At 66.4% G+C, this 13,618-nt stretch carries 13 protein-coding genes; 3 read left to right on the plus strand and 10 right to left on the minus strand.

Annotation, left to right across the window (positions count from 1 at the left end; genetic code table 11):
- Nucleotides 1–14 precede the first annotated feature (14 nt).
- Nucleotides 15–1,037, plus strand: a complete 1,023-nt coding sequence (gene pdxA, locus AB4Y40_RS10090) for a 4-hydroxythreonine-4-phosphate dehydrogenase PdxA (RefSeq protein ID WP_368687552.1) — start codon at nt 15–17, stop codon at nt 1,035–1,037.
- Between the two features lie 15 nt (nt 1,038–1,052).
- Entirely contained in the window at nt 1,053–1,880 is an 828-nt protein-coding gene (gene rsmA, locus AB4Y40_RS10095; protein ID WP_368687553.1) for a 16S rRNA (adenine(1518)-N(6)/adenine(1519)-N(6))-dimethyltransferase RsmA, read from the plus strand.
- A 48-nt stretch (nt 1,881–1,928) separates the two neighbouring features.
- On the opposite strand, the gene panE is transcribed toward rsmA, so the two are convergent.
- Entirely contained in the window at nt 1,929–2,879 is a 951-nt protein-coding gene (gene panE, locus AB4Y40_RS10100) for a 2-dehydropantoate 2-reductase (protein ID WP_368687554.1), read from the minus strand.
- A 184-nt stretch (nt 2,880–3,063) separates the two neighbouring features.
- Here panE and gloA point away from each other — a divergent pair, with 184 nt between their 5' ends.
- Entirely contained in the window at nt 3,064–3,450 is a 387-nt protein-coding gene (gene gloA, locus AB4Y40_RS10105) for a lactoylglutathione lyase (RefSeq protein WP_368687555.1), read from the plus strand.
- Between the two features lie 104 nt (nt 3,451–3,554).
- Here the strand turns inward: gloA and AB4Y40_RS10110 are convergent, their stop codons facing one another.
- The 9 genes from AB4Y40_RS10110 to ybeY all read right to left on the minus strand — a co-directional run bounded on the left by AB4Y40_RS10110 (nt 3,555) and on the right by ybeY (nt 13,589).
- Complete coding sequence (locus tag AB4Y40_RS10110; RefSeq protein WP_342921257.1) at nt 3,555–4,454, minus strand: SprT family zinc-dependent metalloprotease; 900 nt, start codon at nt 4,452–4,454, stop codon at nt 3,555–3,557.
- A gap of 169 nt (nt 4,455–4,623) precedes the next feature.
- Nucleotides 4,624–5,385: a 1-acyl-sn-glycerol-3-phosphate acyltransferase gene (locus tag AB4Y40_RS10115; RefSeq protein ID WP_133182884.1), complete on the minus strand. Its 762-nt coding sequence runs from the start codon at nt 5,383–5,385 to the stop codon at nt 4,624–4,626.
- 41 nt (nt 5,386–5,426) lie between these two features.
- Complete coding sequence (gmhB, locus tag AB4Y40_RS10120) at nt 5,427–5,990, minus strand: D-glycero-beta-D-manno-heptose 1,7-bisphosphate 7-phosphatase (RefSeq protein WP_368687556.1); 564 nt, start codon at nt 5,988–5,990, stop codon at nt 5,427–5,429.
- A 40-nt stretch (nt 5,991–6,030) separates the two neighbouring features.
- Entirely contained in the window at nt 6,031–8,130 is a 2,100-nt protein-coding gene (glyS, locus tag AB4Y40_RS10125; RefSeq protein ID WP_368687557.1) for a glycine--tRNA ligase subunit beta, read from the minus strand.
- A gap of 16 nt (nt 8,131–8,146) precedes the next feature.
- Entirely contained in the window at nt 8,147–9,154 is a 1,008-nt protein-coding gene (glyQ, locus tag AB4Y40_RS10130; protein WP_368687558.1) for a glycine--tRNA ligase subunit alpha, read from the minus strand.
- A 250-nt stretch (nt 9,155–9,404) separates the two neighbouring features.
- Nucleotides 9,405–11,096, minus strand: a complete 1,692-nt coding sequence (gene lnt / locus AB4Y40_RS10135) for an apolipoprotein N-acyltransferase (RefSeq protein WP_368687559.1) — start codon at nt 11,094–11,096, stop codon at nt 9,405–9,407.
- Between the two features lie 198 nt (nt 11,097–11,294).
- Nucleotides 11,295–12,188, minus strand: a complete 894-nt coding sequence (locus AB4Y40_RS10140; protein WP_368687560.1) for an HlyC/CorC family transporter — start codon at nt 12,186–12,188, stop codon at nt 11,295–11,297.
- A gap of 240 nt (nt 12,189–12,428) precedes the next feature.
- Nucleotides 12,429–13,118, minus strand: a complete 690-nt coding sequence (locus AB4Y40_RS10145; protein ID WP_368687561.1) for a gamma-glutamylcyclotransferase — start codon at nt 13,116–13,118, stop codon at nt 12,429–12,431.
- 9 nt (nt 13,119–13,127) lie between these two features.
- Nucleotides 13,128–13,589 (minus strand): rRNA maturation RNase YbeY, encoded by a 462-nt coding sequence (gene ybeY / locus AB4Y40_RS10150; RefSeq protein WP_368687562.1) that lies wholly within the window; start codon nt 13,587–13,589, stop codon nt 13,128–13,130.
- Nucleotides 13,590–13,618 lie beyond the last annotated feature (29 nt).

Here is a 13,618-nt window from a genome sequence, read left to right on the forward strand (position 1 = left end):
CAAGGGATCGAGCCATGAACGCCTCCGCATCGTCGTCGCCGGCTCCGCGGAGGGCGGGGCCGATCCGCATTGCCATCACCACGGGTGAGCCGGCCGGCGTCGGCCCCGAGCTGACCGCCGCCGCACTGGCGGGTGCCTCGGCACATTGGCCCGACGCGCAGTTCGTCGTGCTAGGCGACAGCGCGCTGCTCGAAGCGCGCGCGCAGGCCGCGAAAGTCGACTGGGCCGCCGTGCTGGCAAACCAGCCCGTGCAGGTCGAGCATGTGGCGCTCGCCACGCCCGCCAAGGCCGGCAAACTCGACGCCGCCAACGGCCGCTATGTGCTGGCGCTGCTCGACCGCGCCATCGACGGCGCACTGGCCGGCGAGTTCGACGCCATCGTCACCGCGCCGCTGCAAAAGAGCACCATCAACGACGCCGGCGTACCCTTCACCGGCCACACCGAATACCTCGCCGAACGCACGCACACGCCGCGCGTGGTCATGATGCTGGCGGGCACCGGCGCGCGCCCGCTGCGCGTGGCGCTCGCGACGACGCATTTGCCGCTCAAGGACGTGTCGGCGGCGCTCACCGTCGAGGGGCTCGTCGAAACCCTGAGCATCATCGACCATGACCTGCGCCATCATTTCGGCGTGCCGCTGCCGCGCATCCTCGTGACCGGCCTCAACCCGCATGCGGGCGAGAATGGCTACCTGGGGCGCGAGGAAATCGACACGATCTCGCCGGCGCTGGCCGCCGCCGCCACGCAAGGCATCGACGCGCGCGGTCCGTACCCCGCCGACACGCTGTTCCAGCCGCGCTACCTCAAGGACGCCGACTGCGTGCTGGCGATGTTCCACGACCAGGGCCTGCCGGTCCTGAAATACGCGACGTTCGGCGAGGGCATCAACGTCACGCTCGGCTTGCCGATCGTGCGCACCTCGGTCGATCATGGCACCGCGCTCGACCTCGCCGGCACTGGCCGCGCGGACGCGGGGAGCCTGATCGCCGCCCTCGACACCGCCGTTTCGATGGCGCGCCACCGGCGCGCTATCTGATTGATTCCAGAGAAGATGTCCAATAGCAGCAGACAGCACCAGGGCCACTTCGCGCGCAAGCGCTTCGGCCAGAACTTCCTCGTCGACACGGGCGTGATCGATTCGATCGTCGACGTGATCCGCCCGCAGCGCGGCGAGCGCATGGTCGAAATCGGGCCGGGTCTCGGCGCGCTCACCGAGCCGCTCATCGAACGGCTCGCCACGCCCGAGTCGCCGCTGCACGCGGTCGAACTGGACCGCGACCTGATCGCGCGCCTCACGAAGAAGTTCGGCCCGCTGCTCGAACTCCACGCGGGCGACGCGCTCGCGTTCGACTTCGGCTCGCTCGCGGCGCCGGGCGAGAAGCCCTCGCTGCGCATTGTCGGCAACCTGCCGTACAACATTTCGAGCCCGCTGCTGTTTCACCTCACCACGTTCGCCGAGCGCGTGATCGACCAGCACTTCATGCTGCAGAACGAAGTGGTCGAGCGCATGGTGGCGGAGCCCGGCAGCAAGGCGTTCGGCCGTCTCACGGTGATGCTCCAGTACCGCTACGTGATCGACAAGCTGATCGACGTGCCGCCCGAATCGTTCCAGCCGCCGCCCAAGGTGGATTCGGCGATCGTGCGCATGATTCCCTACGCGCCGCACGAACTGCCGAAGGTGAACGACGCCATGCTCGGCGAACTCGTGACGGCCGCCTTCTCGCAGCGCCGCAAGATGCTGCGCAACACGCTCAGCGATTACCGCGAGCGCCTCGATTTCGACGCGCTTGGCTTCGACCTGGCGCGCCGTGCCGAGGAAGTGCCCGTCGAGGAGTATGTGAGTCTCGCGCAGGCGCTGGAAGGGGCTGGCGGCGCGTGATATGCGCGTGGTGCGCCGCCGCCTTGCCGGTGCACTAAGCGTCGTCGCTCAGGCCGCCTCGGCGCGCTGCGCCTCGTAGGCCTTGAGCTGGCTGTAGACGACGCGCAGCACCGAAAGCTCGCTCGACGCGTGCGGTGCCGCGCCGCCACGCTGGATCAGGTCGCCGAGCACGTGATCGGCCTCGATGCGCGAACCGTTCTGCACGTCGCGCAGCATCGAGGCGGTGAGCGACGAACCCTTGGCGAACAGCATCGCCCGCGAACGCTCGAGGAAGCTGTCGCGCACGGCGTGGCCGTGTCCGGCTGCGATCGCGCGGCATTCGGCGAACAGGCGCTCGATGATCGCGGCGCCGTCGGGCGTGGCGAGAATCACGCCAATGGGCGCACGGAAAAGACACGTGCTGCCCGCGAGCGACGCGAGGAACACCCACTTCTCCCACATCTCCTGAAGGATGTGATCGCTCGCCTTGACGTGAAAGCCGGCATTGCCGAACTGATCCGCCACGGCTTGCACACGCGCCGAGACGCCGCCGCCGAGTTCGCCGAACGTGATGGCCTGCACGTCGTTCAGATGGACGATCTCGCGCTTGTCGTTAAGCGTGGACGCAATCAGGCAGACGCCTCCCAGCACCGCCTGCGTACCGAAGCGCGCCTGCAGGACTTCGAGGTGACGCATGCCGTTGAGCAGCGGCAGGATCAACGTGTTGGGCCCGACGGCTGCGGCGAACGAATCGATGGCATTGTCGAGGTCGTAGGCCTTGCAGCTCAGCAGGACGAGATCGAACGGCTGGCCGCCTTGCGAGTCGAGCGCTTCGCGCGTGACGGTCTTGACGTCGCGCAGCGTCAGATCGCCCGCCGGACTGCGGATGACGAGCCCCGCTTCGCGCAGTTGCGCGGCGCGCGCCTCGCGCACCAGAAACGTCACGTCGCGCCCCGCAGCGGCGAGCCGGCCGCCGAAATAGCCGCCCGTCGCACCCGCACCGACTACCAGAATTCGCATGTCTACTCCTTGATCCTTATGTTCGTTGCTTGCGCGCGTTGCTTACGCCTGGCTGGCGAAATTGCCGCGGCAATTTCGGGATGGCGTCCATGCTAGAGCAAATCGGCGTATCTTGCCGGCGCCGGCAGGGCCGGCGTGTTTTTGGTACAGTCCGTTTTTTGACGACGGCAAAACGGAGTACACCATGCGCCTGCTGCACACGATGATCCGGGTCGGCGACCTCGATCGCTCGATCAAGTTCTATACCGAACTGCTCGGCATGAAACTGCTGCGCCGCGAAGACTTCCCCGATGGCAAGTTCACGCTGGCCTTCGTCGGGTACACGGACGAGCGCGACGGCACCGTGCTCGAACTGACGCACAACTGGGATACGGCTTCCTACGATCTTGGGACGGGCTTCGGCCACCTGGCGGTCGAAGTGGAAGATGCCTACGCTGCCTGCGCCAAGATCAAGGAGCAGGGTGGGACGGTGGTGCGCGAAGCCGGCCCGATGAAGCACGGAACTACGGTGATCGCGTTCGTGACCGATCCGGATGGGTACAAGATCGAGTTTATTCAGCGCAAGAAGTAAGGATGTGATACGGGCTGGTAAACCAGCCTGTTTTGTCGGGGAATTGCTTCGAACTGCGAATGAATTGAAATTCAGCTGGAATTCGCGCACTCGCAATGGAGATATCACATCCCCGGCACCATCTCGGGCGGATGCTGCTTAAGCTGCTTCCTCGCCTCGCGAAATTCCGGAAAAATCGACTCCACCGTTTGCCAGAACCTCGGGCTGTGATTCATCTCGCGCAAATGCGCGAGTTCATGCGCCACCACGTAGTCCACAACTGAGAGCGGAAAATGAATCAGCCGCCAGTTCAAGCGAATCCTGCCTTCGCTTGAACAGCTGCCCCACCGCGTCGCTGCCGAAGAAAGCGCATAAGACCGGAACGAGACGCCAAGCTTCTCGGCATACACCTCGAGGCGCTCACCGAAAATCCGCGTCGCTTCGCCCTGCAGCCATCCAGTCACGCGGTCCTTGATCTGCTGCGCGTCGGCATGCGGCGGCAGCGGCAACGCAAGCACGCGCGTCTCGTGATCGAACGCGAGTAAAGAAGCCCCCAGCTTCACCGTAATCGGCTTGCCAAGAAAAGGCAGTTCAGCCCCGTCGCTCCATTCCACGCGCGGCAAGGCGCGCTGCTCCGTGCGCGTCTGCCATTCGGCGATCTTGGCGAAGATCCACCGCTGCTTCTCGGCGATAGCGGTTTCGATATCGGCGATCGTGACCCACCGGGGCGCCGTGATGCTGAGCCCGGTACCATCGATCACGAACCCGATCGATTTACGCGACGAGCGCTTGAGCCGGTAATGCAGCGTGCGCGCGCCAAGCACGACAGTACGCAGCCGCGTGCCATCGGGCGCAAGCGGTGCCTTGCCGGGCTTTTCGGGCGACAGCGGCGTTCCGGGCTGCGGTGTGAGAGTGGGGGAGGACGCATCAGGCGCCACAACAGGCGCCGGTTCAGCAAAGAGCGGCAAGTCGAGCTGCCGGTTGTCGAGTGCCGCGTTTGGGCGCGGCGTGGGGGACTTCTGCATCGTCAGGCCTGGTGCGGGTGGGCGTGCGCGGCGTGGACGTGTGCCGTTCGCGGGGCGTTTGCGCGGGGCTGCTGGCGCCGTGTCGCGCGGCGCGCTCAGCCGTGCGGCGAGCAGCGCCCACATCCGCGCCACGACGCTTCGTGCGACGCGGGTCAGCCCGCCCTGCGCCTCAAATCCGTGCCGCTTTCGCCGCTGCGCCATCCGTTTCGCGATATGCCTCAGGATCGATCCGCCGCATTTCCGTTTCGATCCACGTTTCCACGCGCGTGTTCACTTCGTCGGGCGTGAGTCCGGTCGTCTCGATCGGCTTGCCGATCGACACCGTGACTATACCCGGATATTTGATGAACGAGTTTCGGGGCCAGACGTGGCCCGCGTTGTGCGCGATCGGCACCACGGGCGCGCCCGTTTCGATGGCGAAGCGCGGGCCGCCGGTCTTGTACTTGCCCTGCTTGCCCACCGGAATACGCGTGCCTTCGGGGAACATGATCACCCATGCGCCTTCGGCCATGCGCTGCTTGCCCTGACGTATCACCGAGGTGAATGCGTTCTTGCCTTCCTTGCGGTTGATGTGAACCATCTTCAGCATGCCCAGCGCCCAGCCGAAGAACGGCACGAACAGCAGCTCGCGCTTGAACACGTAGCACATTGGCCGCGGCATGAGCGCGGGGAACGCCAGCGTCTCCCATGCGGACTGGTGCTTCGAAAGCAGCACGGCCGGCCCGTCGGGCAGGTTCTCCATGCCCTCGATGCGGTAGCGAATGCCATTGAGGTGGCGCGCAACGAAGAGCGTGGAGCGGCACCAGCCCACGGCCATCCAGTAGCGCCGCGTCGCGTTCATGAACGGGAACGCGATAAAGCACGCCGTGGCGTACGGCATCGTGTAGACGATGAAATAGATGAACAGCAGCAGGGAGCGGAGAAAGCGCATCGGTCGAGCCGGTTTAATGTTCGCGTAAGCCGCCTGCGCCTTTACGCAGTGACGTTCGCGAGAAAGTCGAGCGCGAAAGCGCGCAGGTCGTCGTGGATCAGCGTGCCTTCGGGCAGGCCGCCGGCGGCGAGCGTCTTCTCGCCCTTGCCCGAACGCACGAGGTGCGTGCGAAAGCCGAGTGCCGCGCCTGCCTGCAGATCGCGCAGCGAGTCGCCGACCACCGGGGTATCGGCCGGTTCGATCTCGAAGCGTTCCGCGATCATCTTGAGCATGCCCGGTTGCGGCTTGCGGCACTCGCAGTGGTCCTGCGCCGTGTGCGGGCAGAAGAACACGGCGTCGATGCGTCCGCCCACGGCTGCCGCCTGGCGGTGCATCTTCGCGTGCATGGCGTTGAGCGCGGCCATGTCGAACAGTCCGCGTCCGATGCCCGACTGGTTCGACGCGACCGCGACGCGATAGCCCGCCTGATTCAGGCGCGCGATCGCTTCGAGGCTGCCGGGTATCGCGACCCATTCGTCCGGCGACTTGATGAACGCGTCGGAGTCGACGTTGATCACGCCGTCGCGGTCGAGGATCACGAGTTTTCTGGTGGTGCTGGTCGGCATGGCGTTTCGCTCAGTTCCGCATGTTTCCGCTAGTTTCCGCTTATGCAGCGAGCCGCGAGATGTCCGCGACGCTGTTCATCTGGCGATGCAGCGCCTTGAGCAGCGCGAGGCGGTTCGCCCGCAGCGCCGGGTCTTCGGCGTTGACCATCACGTCGTTGAAGAACGTGTCGACGGTCTCGCGCAGCGCCGCGAGCGCGGTGAGCGCGCCCGTGTACTCGCGCGCGGCGAGTTGCGTTTCCACGCGCGGCGCGACCTGTTCGAGCTGCGCGAAGAGCGCCTTCTCGGCGGATTCGACGAAGAGCGCGATCTGCACGCCGGCGTCTTGCGCACCCTCGGACTTCTTGAGGATGTTCGAGATGCGCTTGTTGGCCGCCGCGAGCGAGGCCGCTTCCGCGAGCGCAGCGAATTCGCGCACCGCGTCGAGACGCGAGACGATGTCGTCGAAGCGCGTGGGGTTCAGCGCGAGCACCGCGTCCACTTCGGTGGCCGCGAAGCCGCGTTCGCGCAGCATGCCGCGCAGGCGGTCCATGCAGAACTCGTAGATGGCCTGGGTCGATTCCGCCACGGCCTCGATGCCGGCAAATTGCGCGGAGGTGGCGCGCAGCAGCTCGACGAGGTCGAGCGGCAACTGCTTCTCGACGAGAATGCGCAGCACGCCCAGCGCGTGACGGCGCAGCGCGAACGGGTCCTTCTCGCCCGTGGGCGCGAGGCCGATGCCCCAGATGCCGACGAGCGTTTCCAGCTTGTCCGCGAGCGCGACGATCGTGCCCGTCGTGGTGCGGGGCAGGGCGTCGCCGGAGAAGCGCGGCTGGTAGTGCTCGGAGCACGCAATCGCCACTTCTTCGGGCTCGCCGTCGTGGCGCGCGTAGTAGGTGCCCATCGTGCCTTGCAGCTCGGGGAACTCGCCCACCATGTCGGTCAACAGGTCGGCCTTCGCGAGGCGCGCGCCGCGTTCCGCGAGCGCGATATCGGCGCTGCACATCAGGGCGATCCGGCCGGCGAGCGCTTCGAGGCGCTCCACGCGCCGCAGCTGCGAGCCGAGCTTGTTGTGATACACCACGTTCGCGAGCAGCGGCACACGGTCGGCCAGCGGCTTCTTCTTGTCCTGCTCGAAGAAGAACTTCGCGTCGGCCAGACGCGGGCGCACCACGCGCTCGTTGCCCTCGACGATCTCGTCGGGCGTTGGCGTCGCGATGTTCGAGACGATCAGGAAGCGCGAGCGCAGTCGGCCCTGGTCGTCGGTGAGCGCGAAGTACTTCTGGTTCGTCTGCATCGTGAGGATCAGGCATTCCTGCGGCACTTGCAGGAACTCGTCCTCGAACTTGCACGCGTACACGACCGGCCATTCGACGAGCGAATTCACTTCGTCGAGCAGCGACTCGGGCATCACGACCTTGTCGCTGCCGGCCTGTTCGATCAGTTGCGCGCGAATCGATTCGCGGCGGTCGGCGTAGCTCGCGATCACGAAGCCCTTGTGCTGGAGCGTGTGCGCGTACTCGTCGGCGTGCTGGATCGCGATCAGGCCTTCGGAGAGGAAGCGGTGGCCGCGCGTGGTGTCGCCGGCGTCGACGCCGAATGCCGTGACCGGCACAATCTGGTCGCCGTGCAGCACCGTGAGGCGATGCACCGGGCGCACGAACTGGACGTTGCTGCCGTCCGGGCGCTGGTAGGTCATGACCTTCGGGATCGGCAGCTTGCCGAGCGCTTCGTCGAGCACGGCCTGCAGGCCGTCGGCGAGCGTGGCGCCCGGCGCCGAGTAGCGCAGAAAGAACGCTTCGTTCTTGCCGTCGCTCGCGCGCTCGAGGTCGCTCACGGGGAAATCGGGGAAGCCGAGCGCCGCGAGCTTCTTCGCGAGCGGCGCGGTGGGCTGGCCGTTGGCGTCGAGCGCGACCGAAACGGGCAGCACTTTTTCGCGCACCTGCTTTTCGGGCGCGACGCTGCGCACGTTCCTTATCGTGACGGCGAGGCGGCGCGGCGTGGCGTAACGTTCGAACGAGAGATCGCCTTCGATCAGGTCGCGCGCGGCGAGGCGCTGCGCGATGCCTTCGGCGAACGCGTCGCCCAGGCGCGCGAGGGCCTTCGGCGGCAGTTCCTCGGTCAGCAGTTCGACGAGGAGAGTGGCGTGATGAGCTTGCGTCATTGTTCTTGAGATCCGGTCATGCCTCGTCGAACTTGCGTTCGACCTTCAGCGGCGGCGCCCAGGCGGGCATCGCGGCGTCCTGTTCGTCGGTAGTGAGGCCCGGCACGCCGTGCACGGGGTTGCCGAGCATCGGGAAGCCAAGCTTTTCGCGCGACTCGTAGTACGACTGCGCCACGCTGCGCGACAGCGCGCGAATGCGGCCGATGTACGCTGCGCGCTCCGTCACGGAGATCGCGCCGCGCGCGTCGAGCAGGTTGAACGTGTGGCCGGCCTTGAGCACGAGTTCGTAGGCGGGCAGCGCGAGTTGCAGGTCGATCATGCGCTTCGCTTCGGCTTCGTACGCGTTGAAGAACGTGAACAGCAGGTCGACGTTCGCGTGCTCGAAGTTGTAGGTCGATTGCTCGACTTCGTTCTGGTGGTAGACGTCGCCGTAGGTTAGGCGGCGCATTTCCGCGCCGTTCGGGCCTTGTTCTTCCCACTCGGTCCAGACGAGGTCGTAGACGTTCTCGACCTTTTGCAGATACATCGCGAGACGCTCGAGACCGTAGGTGATTTCGCCGAGCACCGGCTTGCAGTCGATGCCGCCCACCTGCTGGAAGTAGGTGAACTGCGTGACTTCCATGCCGTTGAGCCACACTTCCCAGCCGAGGCCCCAGGCGCCGAGCGTGGGGTTCTCCCAGTCGTCTTCGACGAAGCGCACGTCGTTCTGCTTCAGGTCGAAGCCGAGCGCCTCGAGCGAGCCGAGGTACAGGTCGAGAATGTTCTCCGGCGCGGGCTTGAGGACCACCTGGTATTGGTAGTAGTGCTGCAGACGGTTCGGGTTCTCGCCGTAGCGGCCGTCCTTCGGGCGGCGCGAAGGCTGCACGTAGGCCGCGCGCCACGGCTCGGGGCCGATTGCGCGCAGGAAGGTGTGGACGTGCGAGGTGCCGGCGCCGACTTCCATGTCGATCGGCTGGAGCAGTGCGCAGCCCTGCTTGTCCCAGTAAGACTGGAGCGTCAGGATGATTTGCTGAAACGTGAGCATGTGTGCCTGCAGTGTCTTTCGGGCTTTCGGGGGCGGAATGCGGCGGCCGGAGCCAGGCGAGCGCGCCGGCCGGGCGGCGATGCTCCGCCTTGCCCCTTCCCCTTGCGTGGCCCGGGCCGGGAGGCGGCCAGGTGCTAAAACGTTGAATTTTACCGGATTGCCGGCGCCTTGAGACCTGGACGGGGTTCGGGCGGCCGGCAGCGGTGTGGTTGCGTCGTCAGCGCGAGGTTGCGTGCGCTTTGTGCGCGGCTTATTTTTCGTTCGCCGGCTTGCGCTCTTTCGCGCCCTTGAACGCCGGTCCGAACGCAAAGCCGAGCGCCAGCAGCAGCAACGAAACGGCGATCACCGTGTTGTTGCCGCTCGTCACGTAGGGCGTGAAGCCGCTCGTGCCTTCCACCTTCACGTCGAGCGAGCCCACCGTGAACGTCGGCAAACGTGCGATCACGCGGCCTTTCGCGTCGATGGCGGCGGTGGCGCCCGTATTGGTCGCGCGCAGCATCGGGCGGCCGGTTTCGAGCGAGCGCATGCGCGCGATCTGCAGGTGCTGGTCGAGCGCGATGGTGTCGCCGAACCACGCGAGGTTCGTCGAGTTGATCAGGATGCCCGGCGAGGTCGGGCTCTCGCGCACGGTGCGGGCGATCTCCTCGCCGAAGATGTCCTCGTAGCAGATGTTCACCGCCACGAGCTCGCCGTGCACGCGGAAGGGCGGCTGCACGGGCGCCCCGCGCGCGAAGTCGCCGAGCGGGATGTTCATGAGATTGACGAACCAGCGGAAGCCCCAGGGCACGAATTCGCCGAAGGGCACGAGGTGATGCTTGTCGTAGCGATAGAGGCCGTTCTGGCCCGGCGTGATGCCGAAGAGGCTGTTGGTGTAGTCGATCACGCGGCCGTCGGACGTGATCGTGCCGCCCACGGCGCCGAACAGGATAGCGGTGTTGGTGCCGTCGGCGAAGGCGCGGACATCGCGGCCGAACTTCTGGGGAATTTCCTGCACGAGCACCGGCACCGCGGTTTCGGGCGTGACGATGAGATCGGCGGGCTTTTCGGTAATCAGCTTCTGGAACTCGTTGAGCGCGTCGATCGTGCCCTGCTCGGAGAACTTCATGTCCTGCTTGACGTTGCCTTGCAGCAGCCGCACGTTCAGCGGCGTGCCGGAGGGTTGCGTCCACGAGACGAGCGAGAGCAGCAGGCCGGCGGCGATCACGGCGAGAGCAAGCAGCGCCGGCGTCGCCACTGCGCCGCGCCGGGGCGCCATGCCGCCTTGGCCTTTCACGTCGCCCGCACGCAAAACCGCCTGCGCGATGAGCGCCGCGACGAGCGCGAGCACCCAGCCCACGCCATACACGCCCACGATGGGCGCAAAACCGGCGAGCGGACCGTCCACTTGCGCGTAGCCGCTAGCAAGCCAGGGAAAGCCGGTGAACACATAGCCGCGCGCCCATTCGCCGAGCGCCCACGCGCTTGCGAACGCGAACGCGCCGTGCCACGTGGGCGAGAACGGCAATTCGCCGCTACGCCCGTTCTTCGCGTGTCCCGCGCAAAACGACCAGACGAGTGCGGCGAGCGCCGGATACAGCCCGAGGTAAAGCGAGAACAGCACGAGCGCGGCGCCCGCGAGCACCGCGGGCATGCCGCCGTAGAAGTGCATGCTCACGTAGAGCCACCACACGCCGCTCACGAAGTTGCCGAAGCCGAACGCCCAGCCAGTGAAGAGCGCGCTCTTCCAGCCGGTGGTGCGCGTGAGCCAGACGTAGAACAGCGCAAAGATCGCAATGGCGAGCCAGCCGCCGTGCGGCGTGGGCGCGAACGACAGCGTGTTGAGCGCACCCAGCCCGGCGGCGGCGAGATAGTGCCAGAAGGGCAGCGCGCGGCGCGCGGCGCCGTTGGTGGTTTCGCTCGCGCGCGTCTCGGTGTGCGTGCGGGTATCGATCGGTTCGGCCATGCGGTGCGGTGGAAGGCGATGGAAAGCGCGCTGAAAAGCGCGAGCGCGGATTGCGCGACGAGCGCAACGATAGCACTTTCGTGCGACGGTACCGGGATGGTCTCCCGGGGACGGATCGAAGCGTCGGCGCGCTCGAAGCAAAAACGCCAGCCCGAAGGCTGGCGTCGTTTGCGCGAGAGCCGGCGCGCTCGCGTTGGGTCAGGTGCCCGGCGGCTGCAGCGCGGCTTCGCGCTGTCCTGCCATCGGGTCGCGCCGCACCAGCAGCATGTGAACCTGGCGCGCGTCGGCGCGCAGCACCTCGAAGATCAGGTCGTCGATGCGCACCTTCTCTCCGCGATGCGGCACGTGCCCGAAGTGATTCGTGACGAAGCCGCCGATCGTATCGACTTCTTCATCCGGGTAATGGGTGCCGAACGCCTCGTTGAACTGCTCGATTTCGGTGAGCGCGCGCACGCGGAACCGCCCGTCGGGCGAGGCGATGATGTTGCCGCTTTCCTCGTCGAAGTCGTACTCGTCCTCGATGTCGCCGACGATCTGTTCCAGCACGTCTTCGATCGTGATGAGACCGGCCACGCCGCCGTATTCGTCCACGACGATGGCGATGTGATTGCGGTTCTGACGAAAGTCGTGCAGCAGCACGTTCAGGCGCTTGGACTCGGGGATGAACACGGCCGGGCGCAGCATGCCGCGCACGTCGAATTCCTCTTCGGCGTAGTAGCGCAGCAGGTCTTTCGCGAGTAGCACGCCGATCACGTTGTCGCGGTTGCCGTCGTACACGGGGTAGCGCGAGTGCGCTTTCTCGAGCACGAACGGAATGAATTCGTCAGGACTTTCGGCGATGTTGATCGCGTCCATCTGGGCGCGCGGGATCATGATGTCGCGCGCGCATAGCTCGGACACCTGGAACACGCCTTCGATCATCGAAAGCGAATCGGCGTCGATCAGGTTGCGCGCGTGCGCGTCCTGGAGGATTTCGAGAAGCTCGCTGCGAGAGTCGGGCTCGGGCGAGATGAAGTCGGTCAGCCGCTCGAGTAGCGAGCGCTTTTCCTGCGGTTTGTCGGTCTGGCGTCGACTGGGATAAGAGTCGTTCATGGTGGTGCGCCCTTTGCCCGCTGGGGGCAGGGCGCGCTGTTGCGGAAGGTTAAGGATACAACATGCCTGTGGCGCTACCGTGTATTGCCACACAAAGGACACACACCGGCAGATCAATCCTAACGCAGATGCGGCGTGGCCGCCCGGTGGACGAAAAAGCGGCGCGGCGTGACGGCAGCCGCCGTCCGGTCAACCTCGGAAGTGCAACCTAAGAAGCGCAACCGCAGAAACGCGGCGGCCTCAAGCGCAGCGCGCGAGCAGCCGCTCCAGCGCGCGGTCGCGCATGCCGCTCTCGCGCAGTGCATCCACGGTGCGGCGCACGTAGTCGAGCGTCGAGCCGTAGCGGCCCGACGCGCAGCCGAACACGGTGCGCACGGTGGCTTCGGAAAGCTTGCCGGTGTAAGACGCCACATCACGGCGCATGACGAAGGCGAGCGCGTCGACGCGGCGGCCGTCTGCGAGCACACAGGGCAGCCAGGCGGGGCGGTACGAGCCCATCGGCATCTCGCGGCGCCAGAGCGCTTCGAGGTGCGGCATCACGCCTTCGGCCGCAAGCCGGAACGCGACGCCCGCGCACGAGCCGCCGCGGTCGAGCGCGAGCACGAGGCCGGGCTGCTCAGGCGTGCCGCGGTTCACGCGCGACCACAGATACAGCCCGCGATGGTAGCCGTGCACGCGCGAACGCACGTTCTCGACGGTGGGCAGCCCAGGGTTCCAGATCAGCGAGCCATAGCCGAACAGCCAGATGTCGCTCGCGCTGTCCCAGCCTCGCGCTTTCAGCGTGCAGTCGAGCGAGGCGCGCAACTCGTCTTCGCTCAGGAGCCGCGACTCGCCGAGCGCCGGCGGGTAGCCGGGACAAGGCACGCTCGCATCGCCCGCCTCGGGCAGTGCTGAGGGTTCGACGAAATCGGGCGTGCGTTTGTCGTTCATGGCGGGGGCTTACTTGTACGGATCAGCAAAGCCTAGCGAGTTGAGCACCTCGGTCTCGATGCCTTCCATCTCTTCGGCTTCGGTCTCGTCTTCGTGATCGTAACCCTGCGCGTGCAGCGCGCCGTGAACGAGCAGATGCGCGTAGTGCGCGGCGAGCGGCTTGCCCTGCTCGGCGGCTTCCTTTTCCACCACGGGGCAGCACAGGATCAGATCGCCCGTGACCGGATCGTCCTCGCTCTCTGCATAGGCGAAGGTGAGCACGTTGGTCGCGTAGTCCTTGCCGCGATACGTGCGGTTGAGCGTGCGGCCTTCTTCGGCGTCGACGAAGCGCACGGCCAGCTCCGCGTCGGCGAACAGCGCGGCCTTGAGCCACGCCGCCACGGTGGCGCGCGGCAGCGTGGCCTTGTGCTCGGGGAACGCCTTCGCGGCGGGGAACTGCACGGTCAGTTTGAGTTTCGGTGCGCGGGGCATGGGGCTAAAGCTGTGAGACGACGCAGGCG

It is taken from the genome of Paraburkholderia sp. EG287B (assembly GCF_040965595.1).
Taxonomy (GTDB): Bacteria; Pseudomonadota; Gammaproteobacteria; order Burkholderiales; family Burkholderiaceae; genus Paraburkholderia.

Bases quoted from the DNA above. Each gene is read 5' to 3' on its own strand.
- pdxA (WP_368687552.1), top strand. From the start codon at position 15: ATGAACGCCTCCGCATCGTCGTCGCCGGCTCCGCGGAGGGCGGGGCCG.
- rsmA (WP_368687553.1), top strand. From the start codon at position 1,053: ATGTCCAATAGCAGCAGACAGCACCAGGGCCACTTCGCGCGCAAGCGC.
- panE (WP_368687554.1), bottom strand. From the start codon at position 2,879: ATGCGAATTCTGGTAGTCGGTGCGGGTGCGACGGGCGGCTATTTCGGC.
- gloA (WP_368687555.1), top strand. From the start codon at position 3,064: ATGCGCCTGCTGCACACGATGATCCGGGTCGGCGACCTCGATCGCTCG.
- AB4Y40_RS10110 (WP_342921257.1), bottom strand. From the start codon at position 4,454: ATGCAGAAGTCCCCCACGCCGCGCCCAAACGCGGCACTCGACAACCGG.
- AB4Y40_RS10115 (WP_133182884.1), bottom strand. From the start codon at position 5,385: ATGCGCTTTCTCCGCTCCCTGCTGCTGTTCATCTATTTCATCGTCTAC.
- gmhB (WP_368687556.1), bottom strand. From the start codon at position 5,990: ATGCCGACCAGCACCACCAGAAAACTCGTGATCCTCGACCGCGACGGC.
- glyS (WP_368687557.1), bottom strand. From the start codon at position 8,130: ATGACGCAAGCTCATCACGCCACTCTCCTCGTCGAACTGCTGACCGAG.
- glyQ (WP_368687558.1), bottom strand. From the start codon at position 9,154: ATGCTCACGTTTCAGCAAATCATCCTGACGCTCCAGTCTTACTGGGAC.
- lnt (WP_368687559.1), bottom strand. From the start codon at position 11,096: ATGGCCGAACCGATCGATACCCGCACGCACACCGAGACGCGCGCGAGC.
- AB4Y40_RS10140 (WP_368687560.1), bottom strand. From the start codon at position 12,188: ATGAACGACTCTTATCCCAGTCGACGCCAGACCGACAAACCGCAGGAA.
- AB4Y40_RS10145 (WP_368687561.1), bottom strand. From the start codon at position 13,118: ATGAACGACAAACGCACGCCCGATTTCGTCGAACCCTCAGCACTGCCC.
- ybeY (WP_368687562.1), bottom strand. From the start codon at position 13,589: ATGCCCCGCGCACCGAAACTCAAACTGACCGTGCAGTTCCCCGCCGCG.